11 protein-coding genes and 1 riboswitch are annotated in these 23,176 nt (G+C 43.6%); of the genes, 3 read left to right on the top strand and 8 right to left on the bottom strand.

What is annotated here, in order from left to right; genetic code table 11:
• Positions 1-13: 13 nt before the first annotated feature.
• From QSJ46_RS06070 to QSJ46_RS06040, 7 genes are all read right to left on the bottom strand, one after another.
• Entirely contained in the window at positions 14-10,720 is a 10,707-nt protein-coding gene (locus QSJ46_RS06070; protein WP_285604452.1) for a non-ribosomal peptide synthetase, read from the bottom strand.
• 145 nt (positions 10,721-10,865) lie between these two features.
• Positions 10,866-10,959: riboswitch (cyclic di-GMP riboswitch) on the bottom strand.
• 366 nt (positions 10,960-11,325) lie between these two features.
• Complete coding sequence (locus QSJ46_RS06065; protein ID WP_047203947.1) at positions 11,326-12,129, bottom strand: ABC transporter permease; 804 nt, start codon at positions 12,127-12,129, stop codon at positions 11,326-11,328.
• Positions 12,122-12,991: an ABC transporter permease gene (locus QSJ46_RS06060; RefSeq protein WP_039176427.1), complete on the bottom strand. Its 870-nt coding sequence runs from the start codon at positions 12,989-12,991 to the stop codon at positions 12,122-12,124. The genes QSJ46_RS06065 and QSJ46_RS06060 overlap by 8 nt, the downstream gene beginning before the upstream one ends.
• Complete coding sequence (locus tag QSJ46_RS06055) at positions 12,991-14,082, bottom strand: ABC transporter ATP-binding protein (protein WP_285604451.1); 1,092 nt, start codon at positions 14,080-14,082, stop codon at positions 12,991-12,993. The genes QSJ46_RS06060 and QSJ46_RS06055 overlap by 1 nt, the downstream gene beginning before the upstream one ends.
• Before the next feature lie 8 nt (positions 14,083-14,090).
• Positions 14,091-15,176 carry an ABC transporter substrate-binding protein gene (locus QSJ46_RS06050; RefSeq protein WP_047203945.1) on the bottom strand — a complete coding sequence of 362 codons (1,086 nt, stop codon included), beginning with the start codon at positions 15,174-15,176 and terminating at the stop codon, positions 14,091-14,093.
• Positions 15,173-17,161, bottom strand: coding sequence for a hydantoinase B/oxoprolinase family protein (locus QSJ46_RS06045; protein WP_224930207.1), 1,989 nt, complete (start codon positions 17,159-17,161; stop codon positions 15,173-15,175). The genes QSJ46_RS06050 and QSJ46_RS06045 overlap by 4 nt, the downstream gene beginning before the upstream one ends.
• Complete coding sequence (locus QSJ46_RS06040) at positions 17,151-19,220, bottom strand: hydantoinase/oxoprolinase family protein (protein WP_047203943.1); 2,070 nt, start codon at positions 19,218-19,220, stop codon at positions 17,151-17,153. The genes QSJ46_RS06045 and QSJ46_RS06040 overlap by 11 nt, the downstream gene beginning before the upstream one ends.
• Positions 19,221-19,587: 367 nt before the next feature.
• On the opposite strand from QSJ46_RS06040, the gene QSJ46_RS06035 reads away from it, so the two are divergent.
• The 3 genes from QSJ46_RS06035 (at position 19,588) to QSJ46_RS06025 (ending at position 22,348) form a co-directional block, all read left to right on the top strand.
• Positions 19,588-20,016, top strand: coding sequence for a NucA/NucB deoxyribonuclease domain-containing protein (locus QSJ46_RS06035; RefSeq protein WP_039176411.1), 429 nt, complete (start codon positions 19,588-19,590; stop codon positions 20,014-20,016).
• A gap of 127 nt (positions 20,017-20,143) precedes the next feature.
• Positions 20,144-21,841, top strand: a complete 1,698-nt coding sequence (locus tag QSJ46_RS06030) for a methyl-accepting chemotaxis protein (protein ID WP_285604450.1) — start codon at positions 20,144-20,146, stop codon at positions 21,839-21,841.
• 120 nt (positions 21,842-21,961) lie between these two features.
• On the top strand, positions 21,962-22,348 hold the full coding sequence (locus QSJ46_RS06025; RefSeq protein WP_285604449.1) for a competence protein ComJ: 387 nt from the start codon (positions 21,962-21,964) through the stop codon (positions 22,346-22,348).
• Between the two features lies 1 nt (position 22,349).
• Here the strand turns inward: QSJ46_RS06025 and QSJ46_RS06020 are convergent, their stop codons facing one another.
• Entirely contained in the window at positions 22,350-23,156 is an 807-nt protein-coding gene (locus tag QSJ46_RS06020) for an AAC(3) family N-acetyltransferase (protein ID WP_047203939.1), read from the bottom strand.
• Between the last annotated feature and the right edge of the window lie 20 nt (positions 23,157-23,176).

The raw sequence follows: 23,176 nt of genomic DNA, 5'->3' as shown, positions 1-23,176 counted from the left end.
CTCTTCTTTTTGCTTAAAATAGATCCATTAGCTTTTCAAGTTCATCCATGGTGAGATCCTCATCTCCCACATCACTAGGTGTGATTTGACTCTCATCCTGTGATAGACAATGTGAGATCAATGTCTTCACATTCTTTTCTAAGAGCTCCTTGAACTGTTCCATCGTACGTTCTTCGAATTCAAGGTGATGATAGGAAATCGTCACATGGAGCATTGCTTGTTCTACGAAACCAACAATATCTAGCGCATGAGGTTTCTCGGATTCAGGGCTCAGCGATTGTCCTGCATGCCATGCAGAGCGTCTCATTTCACCGCCGCCGATCTGATCATCAAACTGGCCAAGATAGTTAAAGCTGATATCTGGTGTGACTTGAAAATCAATATCGTCCTTCATTTTGTCAGGCGTTAAGTATTTTAAAACGCCATAGCCGATCCCCTTGTTCGGAATGTGTCTGAGTTCCTCTTTTAAATGCTTGATTTGATAAGAAAGATCGTCTGCATGCGACATATCCAGTAATACTGGATACATGCTAGTAAACCAGCCGATGGTCCGTGATACATTAACCTCAGGGAGGATGTCCTCTCTCCCGTGCCCTTCAAGATGAATAAAGTGCCTGTCTTCACCTGTCCACTCTTTCATGGACAACCCTAATGCCGTCAGCAAAATATCATTGATTTCCGTTTGATAGGCTTCATGTACATCCGTCAGCAGACTGTGCGTTTCTTCCTCAGACAATGTAAAACGAAGGGTCTCTGTATGAAGCATTCGTTGATCCTCCGTGACATGATCCTTTTGAAGCGGACGAACGGAATGCGCAAGTACCTTTTTCCAATAATCTCTTTCCGATAGCAGCTCATCTGACACAGCGTATTCAGTCAGCTTTTGGGCATATTCTTGGAAGGAGTGTGTTTTTTCAGGAAGGGTAAGAGTTTCCCCGCGCTTCGACTGTTCATAAAGAGCCATGAAATCTTCAAGGAAAATACGCCATGACACACCATCAATGACAAGGTGATGTACAGCGAGCAATAAATGATCTCCTTGGTCTGTTCGGAAAATGGCAGGTTTCACTAGTGGTCCCTCTGCTAGCGACATACTCGCCTGCACTTCATTTGCCAGCTTTTCTACCTGCTGGATTTGCTGCGACAGCTCTCCTTTTACTTCCACCACATCAATTGCCACATTGTTTTCTTCGATTCCTCGATGACGCTGGATGACGCGCCCTTCTTCGAGCGGATACACCATTCGCAATGCATCATGATGAATGATGAGCTGTTCCAGTACTTGCTGAACGATTTCCTCATCCAAACCATTTGGTGCTTGGAGCATAACCGATTGGTTCCAATGATGCTGATTCGTAAAGTTTCGTTCAAAGAACCAGCGTTGAATCGGTGTTAAAATGACTTCTCCTTCGACAGGTGATTGGTCGGCTGTGAGAAGATCGGCTTCCTCGATATATGGGCGTAGCTCCGCAATCGTCGGGTACTGGAACAGAAGTTTCATATCGAGCTTCCAGCCTGCTTGCGTGAGTCTGCTTGCCATTTGGATGCCTTTAATCGAATCTCCTCCAAGGAAGAAGAAGTGATCGTGAATGCCGACTTGGCTGACGCCAAGGACATCTTCCCAAATGCCGCAAAGCAGCGTTTCAACTTCGTCTCTTGGTGCTTCGTATACCGTTTGGTTCGCTTCGATATCAGGAGCTGGCAATGCTTTCAGATCAACTTTTCCATTTGCCGTCATTGGAAATTGGTCTAGCTTGATGATCCATGATGGCACCATGTATTCTGGCAACGTTCGTTTTAGGTTTTCTTTCAGGGCTGTTGTTTCTTCAGCCGCGATGACATAAGCGATAAGTGCATCTTGATCACTCGCATCTTTAACTGTTGTCACGACCGCTTCTTTGACAGAATCCAGCGTTAGGAGCTGGGCTTCAATTTCTGACAGCTCAATACGGAAGCCGCGGATGTTGACCTGATGGTCTATTCTGCCGAGATAGATCAGCTCGCCACCCTCTGTCCATTTCACTAAATCGCCCGTACGGTACATGCGCTCACCTGGATAAAATGGATCTGGGACAAATCGTTTGCCTGTTTCCTCTGGAAGATTCCAGTAGCCTCTTGCCAGTCCTTTTCCTGCAATCACGAGCTCGCCCGGTACGCCTGGCGGCGACAGGTCATATAACGAACCCATAATGTAAAAACGAGTATTGGCAATCGCTGTTCCAATCGGAAGCGTGCCTTGATTTGGATCGATCATTCCGCTTGTCGCTACAACCGTATTTTCAGTTGGACCGTAGTTATTGACGAGTTGATATGGTACTGGCTTCACCTGTTTCAGCTTGTCTCCACCTGTTAGTAAATAACGCAGAGAATGGTTGTCCATTGACATAAACTGCTCGCATAACTGCGTTGGCAGGAAGGCAATGGTGATCCCTTCTTCATTAAAATACGCATTAAGCTTGATCATATCGAGGCGAATTGCTTCGTCGATAATGTGCAGCTCTGCGCCGGCGATCCACGTCGGGAACATCTCCCAAATGGAGGCATCAAAGCCAAAGCCGGCATATTTCGCAGTTCGATCCTTGTTCGTCACTTGGAACGCATCATTGTGCCAGAACGCAAGATTCACAAGAGACTGGTGCTCGACCATGACACCCTTCGGCTGTCCCGTTGTCCCAGACGTGTAAATCATATAAGCGAGATCTGTCGGCTTCACATGAACCTGAATCTCGTGAGCTTCTCCCTCTACCGCATCTTCTATGAACAGGACATGACCTGTAAATGAAGGTGGTGCAGTAAGTCCTTTCTGCATCAGAAGTACCTCTGCCCCGCAGTCCTCCAGCATGTACGCAATACGCTGCGCTGGATAATCCGCATCAATTGGAACGAATGCCGCACCAGCCTTGAGAACGCCGAGGACAGCGGCTGTCATATCAAGAGATGGACGGGTGAGAATGCCGACGCGGTCTCCTGGTTTTGTGCCGCTTGCGATGAGCCTTGAAGCGACTACATTCGCCCGGCTGTTCAACTCTTTATACGTCCAGCTCGTTCCGCAGAATGTCGCCGCTTTTTGATGCGGTGCTCCTTGTGCCTTCGCCTCAATCAGGCCATGAACAGTTTGATCTGACGGGACGTCTAGGACAGGTCCTGACCATTCGTTCAGCTGTTTTTGCTGCTCCTGCGATGACAATAATTTCATTTGATCTAAAGATTGATCTGGCGCTGACACCATTTGTTCCAGCAAATGAAGGAAATATTCTTTCCACTTTTCAATTGACGTCTTTTGAAAGATAGAACAATTAAAATCAAACACGAGCTCAATTCGATCTGCGGATTCGTTTCCAGTTAAGGTCAAATCAAATTTGGCGATATTCTCCTCGAATGGCTGTGGAACAACGTGAAGCCCATCCATTGATAAATCACGAATATCCGCATTTTCCATTGAGAAGACCACATCAAAAATTGGATGACGGCTTGTGTCTCGAACCGTTTGCACTTGATCTACCAATTCTTCAAATGGGTACAGCTGATGCTCGTTTGCCTCTAACACAAGCTGATGAACATTTGACGCAAATTCAGCAGCTGTCTGATGTCCTGCTGGTCTTGTTCTAAGTGCCAGCGTATTCACAAACATGCCAATCACAGATTGAATATCAGGATGGGTTCTACCCACAACCGGAGAACCAATGATGATATCCTCTTGTCTTGAAAGCTTGCTTAAAAGAATACTGTAGCCAGCAAGCAGGACTGTATAGGTCGTACTGTTGAGCGTTCTAACGAGTTCGTCCAATTTTGATTTAAGCGAACCTTCAATTGTAAATGAGACACGATCTCCAGCGAATGTTTGCACTTTTGGTCTTGACAGGTCTTCCGGCAGTGCCAGTACAGGCAGCTCTCCTTGTAATTGATCCAGCCAGAATGCCTCTTCATCTGCTTTTTGCGCAGCAGATGCCTCACTTTTTGACCAAACTGCATAATCCTTATATTGAACAGGCAATTCCTCTAGTTTGTCTCCTCGATACAGGGCTGAAAGCTCCTCAATTAAAATGCCAACAGACGCCCCATCTGAAATGATATGATGCATATCAATCAGTAAATAATGGACATTTACGGAGACGGAAACTAGACCTATTCTGAGTAAAGGCGCTTTTTCTACATCAAATGGCCTGATAAAGTCATTCATCAATTGCTGTATGTCTCGGCCGTTCTGTTCAATTTTTTCAATGTCTATTGAGACATTTGTTTCAATCCGTTGAACAGGTTCATTCTGAACAAAATCAAAGCTCGTTCGGAAAGCTTCATGACGTTGGACTAGCTGATCAATTGCCTTTTCAAATCGTTTTTCATCAAAGACGCCTTCTAGCTTTAAGGCAGCCGGCATATGGTAGCTTTGCTCCGCATCAGTCATTTTCTCCAAAACAAACAGTCTTTTCTGAGCCGATGTCACTGGATAATAGGCCGCCTCTTTGGCAACTTCCACTCGCTTGATCTCCGTTTGATCCGCTTGATCTACCGCAAGCGCGAACGCTTCTAATGTCGGGGATTCAAATAAAGATTTCAAAGTGAGCTCCACCTGCATCTCTTCATACAACCTGTTCAGCATTTTCATGCCGCGCAACGAATGGCCCCCGCATTCAAAGAAATGATCGTGTTTGCCGATTCGCGGTACTTCAAGAACTTCCTCCCAAATGTTCGCCAGCAGACGCTCTGTTTCTGATTGAGGAGAGGTGTATTCATTTGCCCCCTGCTCACTAAGATCAGGTGCCGGCAACGCCCGCCTATCGACCTTACCGTTATTCGTTAAAGGAAGCTCCTCTAATTGCATGAAAAATGCCGGCATCATATACACGGGCAGTTCACGTCCTGCTTGCTCGCGCAAATCAGTTAATGAGACAGATCCTTCTGCTGTGAAATACGCACATAACGTGTCATTCGGAGCAGCAATCACGACAGCTTCCTTCACCTGAGGATGCCGCAGCAGCTGATGTTCAATTTCCCCAAGCTCGATACGCTGTCCGCGAATCTTCACTTGATGATCGATCCGTCCAATGAATTCGATATCTCCATTTGACAGCCAGCGTGCAAGATCGCCCGATTTATACATGGTCTCTCCAGGGCGGAAAGGATTTTTGACAAACTTTTCGCTCGTTAGTTCTGGCTGCTTATAATATCCTTTCACCAGTCCATCACCAGCGACACAAAGCTCTCCTGCAACGCCCGGCGGCTGTACATGTCCAAATTCATCTACAATATAAACAGCCGTTTGACTCACTGGCTTTCCAATTGGGATGGATAAAGCCTGCTTCTCAATGTGGTTCACAGGATAATATGTGGTGAAAATTGTGCTCTCAGAAGGGCCGTACATATGAACAAGCTTGTCTTTCCCCACTGTCTCAAGTGCAGTCACCACATGAGGCACTGAAGCACGTTCTCCGCCAAACAGCACTTTTCTTACGTTCTTCAGACTATCTTTTTTCATATCGATGAGTAAGTGAAAAAGAGCTGTCGTGATCATTAAAATACTGACTTTTTCCTTCTCAATCGCTCCAGAAAGCTCATTCATGTTTAAAATATGGTCCTTTGGCAGAACAACGAGTTTTGCTCCGTTTAATAAAGCACCAAACACATCAAACATAAAGGCATCAAATACATAGTTTGAGATGCTCATCACCGTATCTTCATGATGAATGGTGAGATAATTCGATTGCTTCACCGTTCTCAAAATGTTCCGGTGTGTCACCATATTTCCTTTAGGCTTACCTGTTGTACCAGATGTATAGGTCAAATTCGCCAAGTCCTCAGGTAAAATATGAGCATCTATTGGGCTGTCTGACTGCTGAGCAACCGCTTGATCTTCTGTTTCTATGATGATTCCCTCAAATGCAGTGAGCACCGAGCGATGGCGTAGCACTTGATGTGTCAGTAAGAATTGTGCACCGCTGTCTGTTAAAAAGTGCTTCACGCGCTCATCAGGGAAATCAGGGTCAATTGGTACATAGACTCCGCCCGCCTTAAGCACAGCCAGAACAGAGAGCACCATTTCATTGGATCGTTCAAAGAATAAGGCTGCTTTCATTCCTTTTTCAAAACCATTTTCACGCAAATAATGTGCCAGCTGATTCACTCGGGCATTCAGCTCTTGATAAGAAAGAACCACATCTTCACATTGCAATGCAGGCTGATGACCATGCTGCTGCACCTGTTCTTCAAACTCGGTCACAATGGTTTCTTCTGCTGGATAAGGCGCAGGTAACGGATTCCACCTATTTAGCTGAGCTTCTGCTTCTTGTTCAGACAGTAAGCGATAGGATTGAATAGCTTCCTGCGGCGTTTGAACCATCTGCTCCAGCAGATAAATATAATGTTTGAGCATCTGCTCTGCTGTACTTCGTTTAAATAGTGCCGTACTGTAATCGAGTACAAAGGATAAACCTTGATCTGACTCCATCGCTTGCAGTGTTAAATCAAACTTTGCAATATGGAAATTGGTTTCTTCGACTTCGACCAGCATGTCTCCAATATGCTGGGCTGTTGAATGATCCGGCGCGAGTGTAAAGACGGTATCAAACAATGGATGACGGCTAAAATCTCTTGGCACATTCAGCTTTTCAAGCAGCCGCTCAAATGGATATTGCTGATGCTCAAATGCCTGCATCGTCTTTTCCTTTACTTGCTCAATCAACTGAGACATGGTTCCATTCGGATCTACCTCTGACCGCAAAGCAAGTGTCTGGACAAACATACCGATCATGTCATTCAAATCTGTATGCACACGCCCTGCTGCCGGTGTTCCGACCACAAATTCCTTTTGACCCGTATATTTCGCAAGCAATGTATAGTAAGCAGAAAGCAGCACCGTATACAGTGTCGTGTGATGATTTGCTGCAAGCTCCTGTAATTGATTCTTTAACGCCTCATCGATTTCTTTGATGACACGATCACCTGCGAAAGACTGGACAGCTGGACGCTGATAATCGGTCAGCAGCTGTAAAGCAGGGATATCTCCCGAAAATTCTTGCAGCCAGAATGCCTCTTCTTTTTGAAAGCCTCGGTGCTCTTGCCAAACAGCATAATCTTGATATTGAAGCTTCAATGGTGCTTTCACCGATCCCTCGTAAGCATCTGACAGCTCACGCAGCATTAAATCGATCGAAAGACCATCTGAAATCAGATGATGCATATCGAAAAAGAGCAAATGCTCCTGATCATGCAATGATTGCAATCCAATTCGCAGAAGTGGCGCACACTCAAGATCAAAAGGTCTGACAAAGTGCTGCATGTTTTCTTCCATCGTACCGCCTGTCAGCTGTTCTATTTGAAAGGACACGGATGAAGCGATCCGCTGACGAGGGACACCTTTTATCGTATGAAAAGAAGTACGCAGCATATCATGACGTGAGATCAGTCTGTCAAAGGCTTCAGTCAGCTTCTCAAGCTGCAGAGTTCCTTTTAACCTCACAACAGCAGGCATATGATAGGCAGTGCTTTGCTCCAATTGACTCACCATATAGACGCGCTGCTGTGGAGGCGATAATGGATAATGATCTGCAGCCGGCGCTTTTGGTATCTCCGTTTCAGAAGACTTTTCTGCTTGCTCAATATAAGCAGCAAGAGCAGCAATCGTCTGCTGTTCAAATAAAACAGAGAGCGGCACCTCCACTTGAAAATCTCGCTGAACCTTTGTAAGTACAGTCATCGCTTTGAGCGAATGCCCGCCTCGATCGAAGAAAGAATCATATACACCAATCTTCTCCTGATCAAGAATGTCTTCCCACAAATCAACAAGCTTCGTTTCTATATCGTTTCTAGGTGCCGTATAAACAGCATGAACCGCTCTATCACCTTTTAAGGCAGCAAGTGCACGACGGTCGACTTTGCCGCTGACTGTGAGTGGAAAAGCATCGAGTTCTTTGAAATAAAGCGGCATCATGTAAGCTGGGAGCTGATGTTTGATAGCCGCTTGCAGCATGTCAACAGACACACCTTCATGACGAGCTTGATAGTAAGCACTTAACGCCTTTTCCCCATCCGCTTCATCAACTACTAGCACGACAGCCTTATCAACTCCATCTACCTGCTCCATCACCGCTTCAATCTCGCCTGTTTCTATGCGATAACCCCTTATTTTCACTTGATCGTCCATTCTGCCAAGATAATCAATCGTGCCATCTGGAAGCCATCTGACTAGATCCCCTGTTCGATACATCCGCTCATGCGGAGAAAACGGATCTGCTGTGAATACCTTCTTCGTCAATTCAGGCTGATTCACATAGCCTCGCCCAACACCTATACCGGCAATGCAAAGTTCCCCTGCAGCCCCAGGCACCTGTAATTGATCATGTTCATTTAAAATATAAATACGATGATGACCAAGCGGTTTTCCAATCGACACATAGCGCTGTTCAGTTGATTCGCTCAGCTCACTGAGATTCAGGCGATGCACCGCCGCATCCACACACGTCTCAGTTGGACCATACACATTCCATAGAGTAAAATCAGGCTGACTCATACGAACCGCTTCGATAAGTGAACATGCTGCTTTCGCAGGCAGCGCTTCTCCGCCAATCAACATGTGCGTCAATGACAGCCCGTCCAAATCCGCAGCAAGTAAAAGCTGCACATGCGCCGGTGTTCCATCTGCCGCTTCAATGTGATGTTTTCTGTAATAAGACGCTAGCTGCATGCCATTTCTCGTCGTTTCTCGCGGGATGATATGAAGCGTATGTCCAAATAAAAGAGCAGCAAAGATTTGTTTCACCGATGCATCGAAATGGAATGGGGCTAGAAGCGCCATTTGAAGCTCATTCGCCCCTTGATACATCTCATGATACAAAGCATGGACCAAATGATGAAGCTGAAGATGCTCAATCATGACGCCCTTCGGCTTTCCAGTCGTACCCGATGTATAAATCATGTAGGCTAAATCTTCGGGCGCCGTCTGATCGACAAGCTCAGGCAGCCATCCATCATCTAATAATAGTTGCTGCTGCACGATCAATTTTCCCGAGAGGGCTGGGTACTTTTGAATGAACGATTCCTCTGTTAACACGATAGAAGCACCTGAATCCTCCACAATAAATTGAATGCGCTCCTCAGGTAATGCTGGATCAATGGGTACATATGCCCCGCCAGCCTTTAGTATGCCGAAGACTGCTACCATGGCATCTACCTTCCGCTCCATCAAAACAGCAACAGACACATCACGCGAGATACCTTTCATTTGTAAAAAACGTGCAAGCTTTTCTGCCTGTTGTTGCAGCTCTCCATAAGTAATTGTTCCATTTTCTGCTACAACGGCTGTCCGATCTGCATATTTGTTGGCTGTCTCATCAAACATGTGATGAACCGGTTTTGCTGCTGGTCTTTCAAACGATTCTCCCTCAGATAATTGCAGCAGTTCCTTTTGTTCACCTGCTGAAAGTAAAGGCAGTGTCCCGATCAGCTGATCAGGCTGAGTGACCGCCGCTTCTAGTAAAATCAAGAATCGATCAAACATCTTACTCATTTCTTCTTCTGTGAATACATCTGTACGGTAATCCAAATCAATGGTCAATGTATCAGTATCCCAGCGGTCTTTCACATGTATTGAAATATCATTCATTCCGCTCCCGCTAAAAATCGGTTCAGTAATGAACGACAGGTTCTCTTTTTTCTGCCACTGCATGACCTGATATTCTAAAGAAATATCAAAAAGGCGTCCTGTAAACCCTTCTCTTTCCCGCAAATCATTCATGAGCAGATTGTAAGGGTATTTTTGGTGTCGCAGGATCTTCATTTGATCTGCCATGACCTGCTTTACGAAATCAACAAACGATTGCGACCCTTGAACAGATGCACGCATTGGAATCGTCGATACAAACATCCCAATCATCTTTTTCTCTTTGGCATTCGTCCGGTTACCCATAAAGGTTCCAAGAACAACATCCTCCATACCGCTAAAACGATGTAAGTAAATATAGACAGTGGACATAAACATCGAAAGCATACTGACTTTCTGTTCTTCACAAAAGACACGAAGCTTCTCTTTTAAAGAATCTGGAACATCCCCTGAAAATCGCTCCGCATGTAAACTCATCTCATATCCCTTATGCGGTTTTAAAGATGCGAAGTCTGGAATATGAGCAAATTGCTCATTCCAAAAAGCTTGGTCTTTTTGAAAACGTTTAGAAGATTCATAGGTCTGCTCACTCATAATGTGATCAACGAAGGAAATCTCCTCAACTGGCGAGATGTCTACTCCTTGCAGCATGTCATGATATAAATCAATAATGCGATTTCCCATTAAAATGATAGAAATCCCATCCGCGACAATATGATGTGCTTTACAGAACAGCCAGCACTCTTGATCATTGATTTGAAATACCGTAAATTCAATCAAGGGGCTGTCAATCAATGTCATCGGCTCACGAATTTGCTCGTTCGCCCAAGCCCTTACTTCCTCTTCACTCCAGCCCTTCTCCATGCGAATCGGCTGTTTTTCATAAGGTTTGATATATTGAACAGGCTCCTCCTCTTCATCTCGATACACGAGTCTCAGCCGAAGAGAGTCAGTTTGTCGAATGTACGCTTGAAGCACATCGACGACCAAAGAAGGATTGAGACCAGATGCTGATCTCAACCTGGCGAATCCACCCAAATTAGAAATACTTGTACCTGGATAAAATCTTTCCGTGTAGAATACTCGCTTTTGCGCATGTGTTAAGGGGTAATAAACTGTATTCATTTTCATCCTCCGCCTCTTCTATGTTTTCTCCACCAATTTCACCCTGCACCCTCTATATCAAAAGAACCAAGTCTATTTCATTAAAATAGACGCTTTAACAGAAAAGGAGCCCACCCCGAATAAAACGGAGGGACTCCCATTTTGATTCGGTAGCCTGCCGACCTTAGCAAAAAAAGAATCATTTACCTTAGGACATGGCTTTGCGTCTCTATGTTTCCATAGATTTGCCTTTTTCTTCTTTTCTTTTAGATATTTTCTATTTACGTCCACTTTATATGAAAATATTGTTTTTTTCACCGAAAAATGGGTGTAAAGATTCATGCGTTATACCGAAGGGTTCGCATGATAATTGACGATATTTACCGAAAATAACTAATAATAGTTGCGTTCAACCGAAAATAATCGACTAAATACCGCAAAAATTTCATATTTTCCCTTAAATATTGAAAATATGGCCGAAAATCTAGGATAGAGGTCTCCTTTCGTTTCCCGCAAATTCTTAAATCTTAAGAACTACATTCCCTAAAAAAATGATTTTTTTACTGTAAAAACAACAAAAAAAGAGCTGCCATTTCAAATGACAACTCCTTGTTTCTTCATTATATTTACATCACCTTAGACAGACCAATCGTTTTCTCAATAATGAGCAGCGCAATGATAGAAATGATAATAAATATGACAGATATCGCATTGACACTTGGATCAAAGGTCTGCTCAATGTAATTAAAGGTCCTGACGGGAATTGTGATGGTTTGAGGTGAGGAAACGAACAAACTGATCGATATTTCCCCAAATGACGTCACAGCTGAAAACACCCCACCTGCAATGATTCCCGGCTTAATCAAAGGCAATGTGACTCGAAAAAACGTGCGAATGGGTCCTGCGCCAAGATTCATTGAAGCCAGCTCAAGCCGTGGATCTAAATTCGAAACACTCACGCCTACCGTTCGAACCACATAGGGAAAACCAATGATGACATGACCAATGACGAGCGCCCACAAAGACCCTGTAAAGCCCATAGCCGTAAACAAGTAAAGCATAGCAATCCCTAATACCACTTGAGGAATCATGAGAGGTGATAGAATGAAAGCTTGGACAGCCTCCTTTCCCTTAAAGGAAAGCCTTGCTAAAGCATACGAAGCCATTGTCCCTAAAAGAACCGTGAGAGGCGTCACAATGAATAGCAGAATCACACTGATCCGAAGCGATTCCATCCATTCTGGATTTGACACGACATCATGAAACCAGCGAACAGAGAACGAAGTCGGTGGAAATTCAGGAAAGGCATTTGGGCTAAAAGCAGATAGGACGATCACAAGAACAGGAATGGTTAAAAAAAGATAAACCAATGACCCAGCAGTCCAAATCAGGATAGAAAGCAAGCGATCACCTATTGACTTTTTACGCATGCATCCTCGCCTCCCAACGCTTCAATAAATAGCTTAATAGACTGACCACCACAAGCACACAAACCAATAATGTAAAGGACATAGCTGCAGCAAGAGGCAAGTTATACACCTGCATCACCTGTTGATAAATTGACAGCGGCAGCAGCGGCTGCATCCGTCCGCCGACTAATAGCGGGGTGATATAACTTCCTGCTGCCAGTGAGAAGACGATGATCGCGCCAGTCACCATGCCTGGAATGGTCAGTGGCAAGGTGACATGAAAAAAGGTTCGGATCCGGCCAGCCCCAAGACTCATAGAAGCCGGTTTTAAATGACGATCCATATCGGTTAAACTTGTTGCGATCGGCAGTACTGCAAATGGCAGCATGACTTGGACATAGGCAATAATGACCGCATTCATATTCCACAGCATCGAGAGAGGCTTCTCAATCACATGTAAATCTAGTAACATGCCATTGATCAGACCATTTTGCGAAAGAAGAACAATCCATGCAAACGTCCGAATCACAACACTTGTCAAAAGCGGCGACACAAGTAAGATATAGAAAAATGCCCGTAGACGCGGATTAGGTGCCTTGACGAGCACGTATGCTGCTGGGTATGCCATCAATAAACAAATCACCGTTGTCTGTAAAGCCACCCACACAGTACTGCCAATCGCCTTTACATATGCATCTGTCGTGAACACATGAATATATTGAGAAAAGCTATACGTTTGTAATGTATTCATCATCGAATCGACATCGCGAAAACTGAGAACGAGCATCATCACAAGCGGAGCTAGTAAAAATACAACAAGAAACAAACAGGCTGGCAGCAGCATAAACCAATGAAATCGTTGATTCTTTTTCTTGATTCGCATCACGTATGCACCTTCGAATCTAAGAAAACGATATCTTCAGGCTGCCAATGGATATGGACGGTTTCTCCAACTTCAGGCAGCTCGGGAAATGCAGCATCAGAAGCATGGACAATGATTTCACCATTATCAAGCCCCACAACCAAACGTAATGAATGTCCAATATAACTCACATCTGACAGCACGCCTGATACATGGTTTGGCTGAACTTCCTCCTGATCAGAAGAGATACTGATTCTTTCAGGACGCAGCATAAGTAGTTGCTTTTCCCTTTTCTCTCGATGTGCCGCAGCCAGCAGCTGAAGATGCTGACCGTTTGAATGGGTTAAATGCGGAACCGTAAATGCAGCATCAGCTTCATTGTACACGGCCTCAAAGATATTCACCTGTCCGATGAATTCAGCTACAAATCGATTGTTTGGCTGGCGGTACACCTCTAAAGGCGTCCCAATCTGCTGAATTCTACCCTCTCCTAAAATTCCAACTCGATCAGAAAGGCTTAAGGCCTCCTCTTGATCATGTGTCACAAGAATAGTTGTAATCCCGACATTTCTTTGAATATTTCGCAGCTCTGTCTGCATGTTTTTTCTTAGTTTGGCATCTAGGTTGCTGAGCGGTTCATCAAGAAGGAGAACAGACGGCTGAATCGCCAGTGCTCTTGCTATCGCTACCCGCTGCTGCTGACCACCGCTTAATTGGTGGGGCATCCGTTTCGCAAATGCCTCTAATTGAACAAGAGACAAGCTTTCCATCACCTTCTCTTTGATTTCCGCCTTCTTTTTCTTTTGAACCTTAAGCCCGTACGCCACATTATCAAATACAGTCAGATGCGGAAAGAGTGCATAGCTTTGAAAGACCATACCTGTTTTTCTTTGATAAGGCGGCAAAGCTGTCACATCCTGATCACCAATATAGACGACGCCTTTTGTTGGTTCTAAAAAACCGCCAATGATGTTTAATAATGTTGATTTTCCGCAGCCGCTAGGACCGAGAAGGGAGAAAAACTCTCCCTCATTCACAGTAAGACTGACATCGTTGAGAGCAATCTGCTCACCGAAGTGCTGACTGATGTGTTCTAAATGAATTCCACTCATGCGATCACCTATTTTCCTCCGCCTAATACTTCGTTCCATCGATTTGTCCAATTGCCAAGCTCAGAGGTTGCTGTTTCATAATCTACCCAAGTCAACTTGCTGTAATAATTTTCTCCAACTTTCACTTTCCCCTTAATCTTGTCATTGTATTTCACATCAGAATTCGACATGCCATAATAAGATTTTTCAGAGAAAGCCTCCTGAGCTTCTTTTCCACTTAAGTAGTTTAATAGTTTGTATGCTGCTTCTTCGTGCTGACTTCCTTTCGTTAAAGCCCAGCTCGCTACAGCTGCAACAGCGCCTTCTTTCGGATATGAGAAACCAATATCCATTCCTTCTTCTTCAAGTGCAAATACTCGCCCGTCCCAATATGGAACAGCTGCGACATCCCCACGTTCTAACAAGGTTTGAATCGATCCTGGGTTATCCGGAAAAGCAGCGACATGACCTTTTAATTGCGCGAGACTTTTAAATGCTTTATCAATATCCTTAGGATTTGATTCTGTTCCCCCTTGTGCATGAACAAGTGCAGAGAAAAATTGCAAACCAGCTGAATAAGTCGGAGATGAAATGGCTACCTTCCCTTTCAGCTGACTGCTCCATAGGTCAGTCCAGCTGTTTGGTTCCTGCTTGACGAGGTCTTTTCTATAAGCAATTCCAAGCTGCCCCATACTAAAGCCTGCTGCATATTGTTTTCCATTCACAGTAAGCTTCTTTTGGACAGAGCGGTAAAGTTTTTTGACATTCGGCGCTTGATCTTCATCGATAGGCGCAAGAACGTTTGCTGCAATTCCTCTTTGAATCGTATCAGGCTGTAAGATAAGTAAGTCATAAGGTGGATTTTTCCCATTTGACGCTTTTAATTTTGTAAACCATTCAGAATCCGCTCCAGAGACGGTCTGCACTTTAATTCCCGTATCTTTTTCAAACTTTTCAAGGATTGGTTTGATATTCTTTTCCCAATCTCCTCCATATACACCAACAATCACAGTCTGCTGCTGTTTGCCTTGATCCTTTCCATTTCCACCACAAGCGGTCAGCAGTACAACGATGGATAGAATGCCTGCAAAAATAGCGATTAATCTTCTTTTCATGATTCATTTCCCCCTTTTTGTCCATTCATTTGACGAAGTGCTTGAGTAATATCTTCCTTTGTTAACGGCTCATTTCTATGACTGAAATATTGATGAACTGCATGTTTATAGTGCGTACGTTCATTAGCCGGATAGGAACGCAGCTGAACGGCTAGCTCACTGCTGGCTTCGTCCGTCCATACTTTCTCATAAGCTGCTCTTTGTTCTCCGAAATCCCACACGTCAGTAGCGGCAGGATCATCAGCCTTTTCACGCACCTTGCTCGTCTGCTCCTCATCAATCTTCCATTCATTTTGGTCTAAATACACTTTCACACCATATTGCTGCAGCGCTCTTTCTTCACTTAATAGACCTGCTTCCACTTCCTGAAGGACTTTTTCTTTCTTTCTGGCAAATGGATTCCCCCAGCCGCCTCCACTTGGTGAAATCAATTGAACGATATCGCCTTTTTCAAGTCGCAGAACATCTATTTTGGGCTGGTCTTGTTTCTCACCATTAGCTGTGATCAGCTTGACCTCACCAACCGCTCCTGCTCGGCCGCCCATTAAACCCCAAGGCTGAAACTTCATCCGTTCCATTCCTCGTGCTGTCACCATCGATTCAGGCTTCATCATTTCAAATTCCAAACCAATCGCATGTCCTCCTCGATTTTCACCAGCTCCACCTGTATTCGGCAGAAGCTCATATCGGTGAACATGAATATCAATATGCTGTTCCAAACTCTCAATTGGGGTATTCTTCAAAAAGCCTGACGAATGATCAATACCGTCAACTCCATCAGTACCATTTTGAGCACCGCCGCCTCCGCCTAATGGTTCGACAACGGACATTTTCCTGCCCCCCGTTTGATCATCAGGTACAGAGAGAACCACAATGGCAGATTGACCTGCACCTGCTGCCGGTACTGCTTCAGGCAGCAGCTTACCAATCGCGCCTAGCACGACATTGTACAGCCTCATCGTTATCGAATGACGAATTCCGACAGAGGCCGGATATTCTGGATGCACCAGCGTTCCTTTAGGAGAGATCACATCGATTGGATACGTTATTCCACCATTAATCGGTATAAAAGGATCCTTACTAATGATGTAATTAATCAACCCTTGATAAAGAAAGGAATGCTTCTGACCATTGGTAACAAGGTTAAAGGCTGTTTTTACTTGCGGGTCACACTCAGAAAAATCGAGCGTCAGCCGTTTCCCTTTGATCGTTAGCTTGATTTTCAACCGAATAGGGACGTCTGAAATCATATCATCATCTAAATAATCAGCAAATTCACTCGTTCCATCCGGTATAGCTTCAATGACCTTTCCAGCACGATCCTCGGCTTGCTTCAGCAAGTCTATCATTCCTTGTTTCACTTCGTTTTTTCCAAATTTCTCAATCATTTCTTTTAACCGAATATCTGCTGTATTGACAGCAGCAATCATCGCATTGATATCACCATCATTTAGATGACTAGCGCGGCTGTTAGCTCTTAAAAAGGTACGTACGACCTGATTCTCTTTCCCGCGTTCATAAATTTTTACTGGCGGAATTCTTAATCCTTCTTGATGAACATCCGTTGCTGTCGGTGAAATACTCGAAGGCACAAGTCCACCCACATCACTAACATGAACAAAAGACCAAGCATAGCTTACGATTTCACCATCCACAAAAATCGGCTTAATGATATGGACATCTGGCAGGTGAGTCGCCAAACCATCTGTCGTATAAGGATCATTAGTGATGATAATGTCTCCTGGCTGCATCGGTCCGCTTTCTTCAATCGCTTTTTTTAGACTCAGCCCTAAAAAGATCGTCACACCCACTGTCTTTGGATAAACAAAGAAATCTCCAGAAGGCGTGGCCAATGCTGTCGCAAAGTCAGCAGATTCTTTGACGAAGGTCGTAAACGACGTCCGTTCAATGACATGCCCCATACCTGATGCAATCGCATTAAAATAACTGCGCATCATCTCAAGCTTTGCTGGGTCAGTTCTCATGTAAAGCCGCCTCCTTTGAAATCACTAAGTTACCTGATGGATCAATGCTGCCTGTCCAGTTTGGCAAAATTAATATTGTCGTATCATCCTGCTCAATCACGGCAGGCCCATTTACAATAGAACCTACTGACAGCGTATCCCGGTTATAAACCGATGCTCCGTATTCTTTTTCTTCTATAAAAATTCGTCTATATTCATTTGGTTTCAAAGACTGTCCCCTGCTTTCTTGAACAGGTGAAAAAGGTAGCGGAGGCGTTTCGCCTATGACTCGAACGCGTAAATGAGTAAACTCGATTTTTGCATGATCATCCCTATGACCATATTGACGCTGATGCAATTTGTGAAAGGCTTCAATGAGTTGGTGGATGTCTTGTTCTTGCTTTAGCCAATCAATCGATAATGGCAATTCAATCTCAAATGCCTGCCCTTGATAACGTGCGTCTGCTAATAAGAGAATGGATGTCTGATTGATATGCTGAATGTTCTGCTGGCTCACCCAATCAGTCGCTTTTCGTGACAGCTTCTCATAATCTTGTTTTAGTTGGTTGATCGAATAGTCTTGTAAACATATTTTCTTCGACAGCACCGCATCATGGATAAAATCAGCTGTTAAAGCACCTAACGCACATAATGTACCAGGACTTGGAGGAACAACTACATTTTTCGCATGGATTTCTCTTGCAAGGAAATTTGCCACAACCGGTCCTGCTCCGCCAAATGCCAGCAAACTAAAATCTCTAGGGTCAAACCCTTGCTGCTCCATCACATTGCTTAATTCTGTATACATATTGGCTACGGCTACTTGAATGAGCTGGTCAGCCGCCTCTTCAACCGTTTTGTTGAGCTGATCAGCAATTGGCTGAAAGGCCTTTTTCGCTGAAGACAGTTGTAATTGTAAATGTCCTCCGGCAAAACGTTCTTGATTGAGATAACCGCATATGAGAAACGCATCAGTTAAAGCTGCTTTTTCTCCCTTTCCATACGAAGCTGGTCCCGGGTTTGAGCCAACTGATTCCGGCCCCGCTTTGAGAAGTCCGCCCTGATCAATCCATGCTACCGAACCTCCTCCTGCTCCTATTGAATACATCGCAACAGATGGAAGAATAATTGGGAAGCCTGAAAGCTGATTCGATTGAGCCATTGTAGGCTGTCCATTTTGAATGATCGAGATATCTGCACTCGTCCCCCCAACATCAAAAGTGATCAGATTGGGTTCACTCGCTGATGCTGCAATTCTCGCCGCACCGATGACACCAGCTGCCGGACCAGAAAAGAGAGTCTTAACAGGCGAGGTTGCCGCACTTTCTGCATCCATTAAACCACCATTTGATTGTGTAATGTATGGAGAAATTGGTACACCTTCTTCCTTCAAACGGCTTTTCAATGTTTGCAAATACTGTTTCACCTTTGGCTGAATGTACAAATTAACAACAGACATCACTGTACGCTCGTATTCCCTCATTTGAGGCCATAATTCAGATGAGGTAAGGACTTCTAACTGTGGATAATGATGATTGATATAGGCTTTTGCCTGTAATTCATGAACTGGGTTTTGATAGCTATGTAAAAATGAAATGACGATACCTGCTAGCTTTTTAGATATAACATGCTGGACCGCATCATCTAATTGCTGCAGATGGAGAGGTTTTTTGATCGTACCATCGTGTATCAACCTTTCAGAGATTGGATATACATGCTTCCGTGGTATCAATGGTTCTGGCAAACGAGAATTGAAGTCATAAGGAACGGGTAGTCGTAAACGTTGAAGTGACAATATATCTTGAAATCCTTCTGTCACAAAAAGGGCTAAATCTGCTCCTTTTCGCTGTAATAATGTATTCAGTCCGATTGTCATTCCGTGAACGAGGTATTGGATGTTCGATAAATCAACACCTCTTTTTTTTAGAAGATTTAACCCATTGATAATTCCTTGGGCTGGGTCATCAGTCACTGTAGGCGTCTTGAGTTCAGTCAGCTCCCCTGTTGCTTCATTTATCAGCGATAAATCAGTAAATGTTCCGCCTATGTCTATTCCGAGCCGGTATGAGACATCCGCCATTTGTACTTACCTCCTACAATGTAATTAGAATCATATTTTGATAAATTACGACATTTTTTGATATTTGACTCCATATTATTAAAGCAGATCGGTCTAGTCAATTTTATTTTTTTGAAATTTCTGTGTGTTAAATTCTTGAAATTAGCCGAAAAAGCAGTAATAAAGCCATTTTGGATGAGCATATTCGTTTTCTGACCCACAAAATTAAAATTTTTATGAATTTCTACAAAAATGAAAAGCAAGAAATCGAGTAAAATCTGTTTTTTGAATTTTAAAAGACGTTTTTTCAAAACCAGGAGAAATTGGTAAGTAATTCTGCTATACTTCTGTTTACAAAATACGCAAACAAGAAAGAGAGCCAGCATCTATGAAACTTCTTAAAATGATTCTCTTGCTTTTATTGATTGTCATTGGTGTAGCAACAGGCTATATCCAGCTGGAGCAAGGAAAACAAGAGACAGCGAATTCATCTTATGACAAAACCATTCATTTTCCATCAGACCGCTATCCCGAAACAGCCAAGCACATAGAAGAAGCCATTGATGAAGGTCATTCGTCCATTTGTACAATTGACCGTAAACATAGTGATGAGCAGAGAGATCGATCACTACATGGCATTCCAACAAAGCGCGGATATGATCGAGACGAATGGCCAATGGCGATGTGCAAAGAAGGAGGCAGTGGAGCTTCTGTCAAATATGTACGCCCTTCTGATAATAGAGGCGCAGGCTCGTGGGTAAGTCATCAATTATCGGATGATCCTGACGGCACAAGAATTCAATTTATCATCGATTAGTCGCCTTTCCCTTTTCTATATTAAAAAAATTTTCACATGACTGCTTGCAGGTATTTTAAACACTTTTTTCATGCCGATAATCCTTAAGGAGGGATACCCTACCTTATACCTAAAGGAGTCAAAAAGCATGAAGAAAAAGATAAAACTGAGGCTAGGCGCCAAAATTTTGCTGATCTTTTTAAGTGTCCTCATCATCTTTTCTGCGGTTGTTGGTTATGTGGTGAATCGCGAAATGACAGAAAACATCAAGCAAATGGCAACTGAAAAAGCAAAAGGTGATTTAAAGCTAGGCTACGCCTATCTAAATGAAAAAGTGGCAGGCTCGTGGCAGATTAAAGAGGACAAGCTATTCAAAGGAAATACGCAAATCAATGATCATGATGCATTGGTTGACCAATTAGCCGAATATACCGGTGATACCATCACGATTTTTCAAGGAAATACCCGTGTTGCTACAAATGTCATGTTAAACGGGAAACGAGCTGTAGGCACAGAAGTCTCTCCTGAAGTGAAAACCACTGTTTTAGATAAAGAAGAAAATTATTACGGCACAGCAAATGTTGCTGGGAAAGACTATCAAACGGCTTATATGCCGATCAAAAATGAAGCAGGCGAAACAATTGGTATTTTTTATACTGGCGCCAATCAAAGCATGATTTCACAAATGCTTCAGTCATTCTATATACAATTTGTCATCGTCCTTTTGTTAAGTCTAATCGTTTCAGTCATCATTATTTCTATTTTCACTAAGCGGATTCAGGTACGTCTCAAGCATTTGGCTTCTGCCATTAAGAGTGCAGGCGAAGGTCATTTAACCATCAATGTGACGGATACTGCCGGTGATGAATTGTCTGACCTGGCTGGTCATTTCAATAAGATGCGTGAAAAACTAAATCAAACCATTCTAAATGTCATGAACACGTCTGAATTAGTGGCCACATCCTCTGAGCAGCTGTCAGCTAGCGCAGAAGAAACAAGTGCAGCATCAGAAAAAATCACCCACACGATCCAAGAAGTGGCACAATCTTCAGAAGAACAGTCCGCTCAAATGACAGCTAGTGAGCACAAGATGATTCAAGTATCAAACGAGCTGGCAAACATCACTGAAAATGCCGGACAAATGGCTTCAAGAAGTCACTTCGCACAAGAAATGGCCCAAAAAGGTGTACACAATATCGGTGAAGTTCATTCACAAATGACATCTATTGCAAAATCAATTGAAGAAAACGGTACAGCAATTCAAGCATTGGAAACACGTTCAGCTGAAATTGATCATATTTCCAAAGTCATTACAGATATCGCCAACCAGACAAACCTACTAGCTCTTAATGCAGCAATTGAAGCAGCACGGGCAGGTGAGCATGGAAAAGGGTTTGCTGTTGTCGCAGACGAAGTGAGAAAGCTCGCTGAAGAATCTCAAGCATCATCAAACATGATTTCCCATCTCATTTCTGAAATACAAAAAGAGATGACTCATTCGACGAATGCCATCAAACGAGTAAGAGAAGAAGCGGCTCAAGGGGCTGTCCTTATCTCTCATACAGAAGAATCTTTTCATGATATCCAGCAGTCCATGAGAGAAATGGCAGATGGCATTAAGCATTTATCGAGTGCATCACAAAAAATCGCAGCTTATACTAACGATGCGAAACAGTCTTTTGCGTCTATTACAGAAGGAGTTAAACGAACGAGTGAACATTCACAGCAAGTAGCAGGTTTAACAGAAGAACAATTTGCTGCAATGGAAGAAGTAACAGCTTCATCAGAAGCACTTGCCCATTTAGCAGGAGATTTAAAAGCAATGGTCTCGCAATTTCACATCTAGATCCCTCAACAAATAGCGCAAGACGGCGGCAATCGTCTTGCTGCCTAACTTTCTCCTCAAGAATGACTCTTTCAACCATTTACGTTTCAACGAAAATCCATGAATAAAGGAGTTTTTTATATGAATCTCTTAAATCAAACCTATTCTCTATCTATCTCCTACCACCAAATCACGGTATACACCGGAAGCGAAACACCACCTATCATTGATTGGACAGATGAGGACATTCTTCAAGGATTCGCAACTGGAGATCAAGGAGTTTCCTTTGAAGGAATCAATAATGGAAAGGCGTCTATTATTGTGACATTAAATAGCGATGAGCCCCAAATCTCTATTGATAGAGCCATAACAGTGCCCTTTACGCATACAAGTGATAAAGTTTATATCACAAGCGTCATGGCTCATGTACTGCCTTTCCCCATTCCAAAAGGAGACTATCAGCTTACCTGCTATACCTCACAGCAGCCTGATCAAGATGTTTATTATGTAAATTTCCAAACAGTGTAGATTACGACTGATCGTATAAATCAAGCCACTTTTCCGCATAGTCTACCGATTCTCTCACTGGCAATAAATATGAACTGGCAAGTCCGATTTGATTGTGCTGATGGAGGCCTCCTGATTGCAGAAAATCACGGCCAATCTGTTCAAATAGTTCTTCTCTTGTGATGATATCTTGGTACTCTTTCCATACTCTCCACCCATTTTCTAAAATAGGGGCTCCTCTTGTCATGAGGTCCTGCTGGGGGATTCGGTATTCAGCTAGATGAAAAGCTGTCATGCTTTCAAATGTTGTACCAAGCAGCAGCACTTGAGCATGAAGATCATACATGCGGCCAAGAGGCGAATGCTCTCCTAATCCAAAGGAAAGTGCATGGTGTTTCAGAATTTCATGTTTTCTTTTTCCCCAGGCTGTGAATGAAAAATGGGGATGGTTGCTTCTCGCCACGCCTGGGTATTTCCAAAATGTTTCCGCTACCTTTCCCATTGCTGTTGGCGTCGTGTAAGCTGGATCAAATGCAGGCATTGTTTCTTTGATCGATTTCCACCATGAATAAGGAACAGGCGGATCAATCCAATCGGCAGGATCAGAAAGCTCTAACGTTTGTGCCGGCATAATGAGTGTCCCCTCTTCTGTTAAGGTTTCCATCAATGCTTGTATGACGGCTACAGCGCCTCCGTTTACCCAGCCGATGGATGATAAAGATGAGTGAACACATAAAATCATGCCCTTTTTCACACCAAGTTGTTCCAAGTCTGCTTTGATTCTTTCCTTTGTCATCGGTTCAGCTTGATTTTTGATTAATTTTTGCATCGTTCCTTTTCCTCCTACGT

This window comes from Bacillus sp. YKCMOAS1, from assembly GCF_030268125.1.
In the GTDB taxonomy this organism is placed as follows: domain Bacteria; phylum Bacillota; class Bacilli; order Bacillales; family Bacillaceae; genus Bacillus; species Bacillus safensis.
Note: the sequence above shows the minus strand (reverse complement) of the source record. Positions and strands in the feature narration are given on the sequence as shown.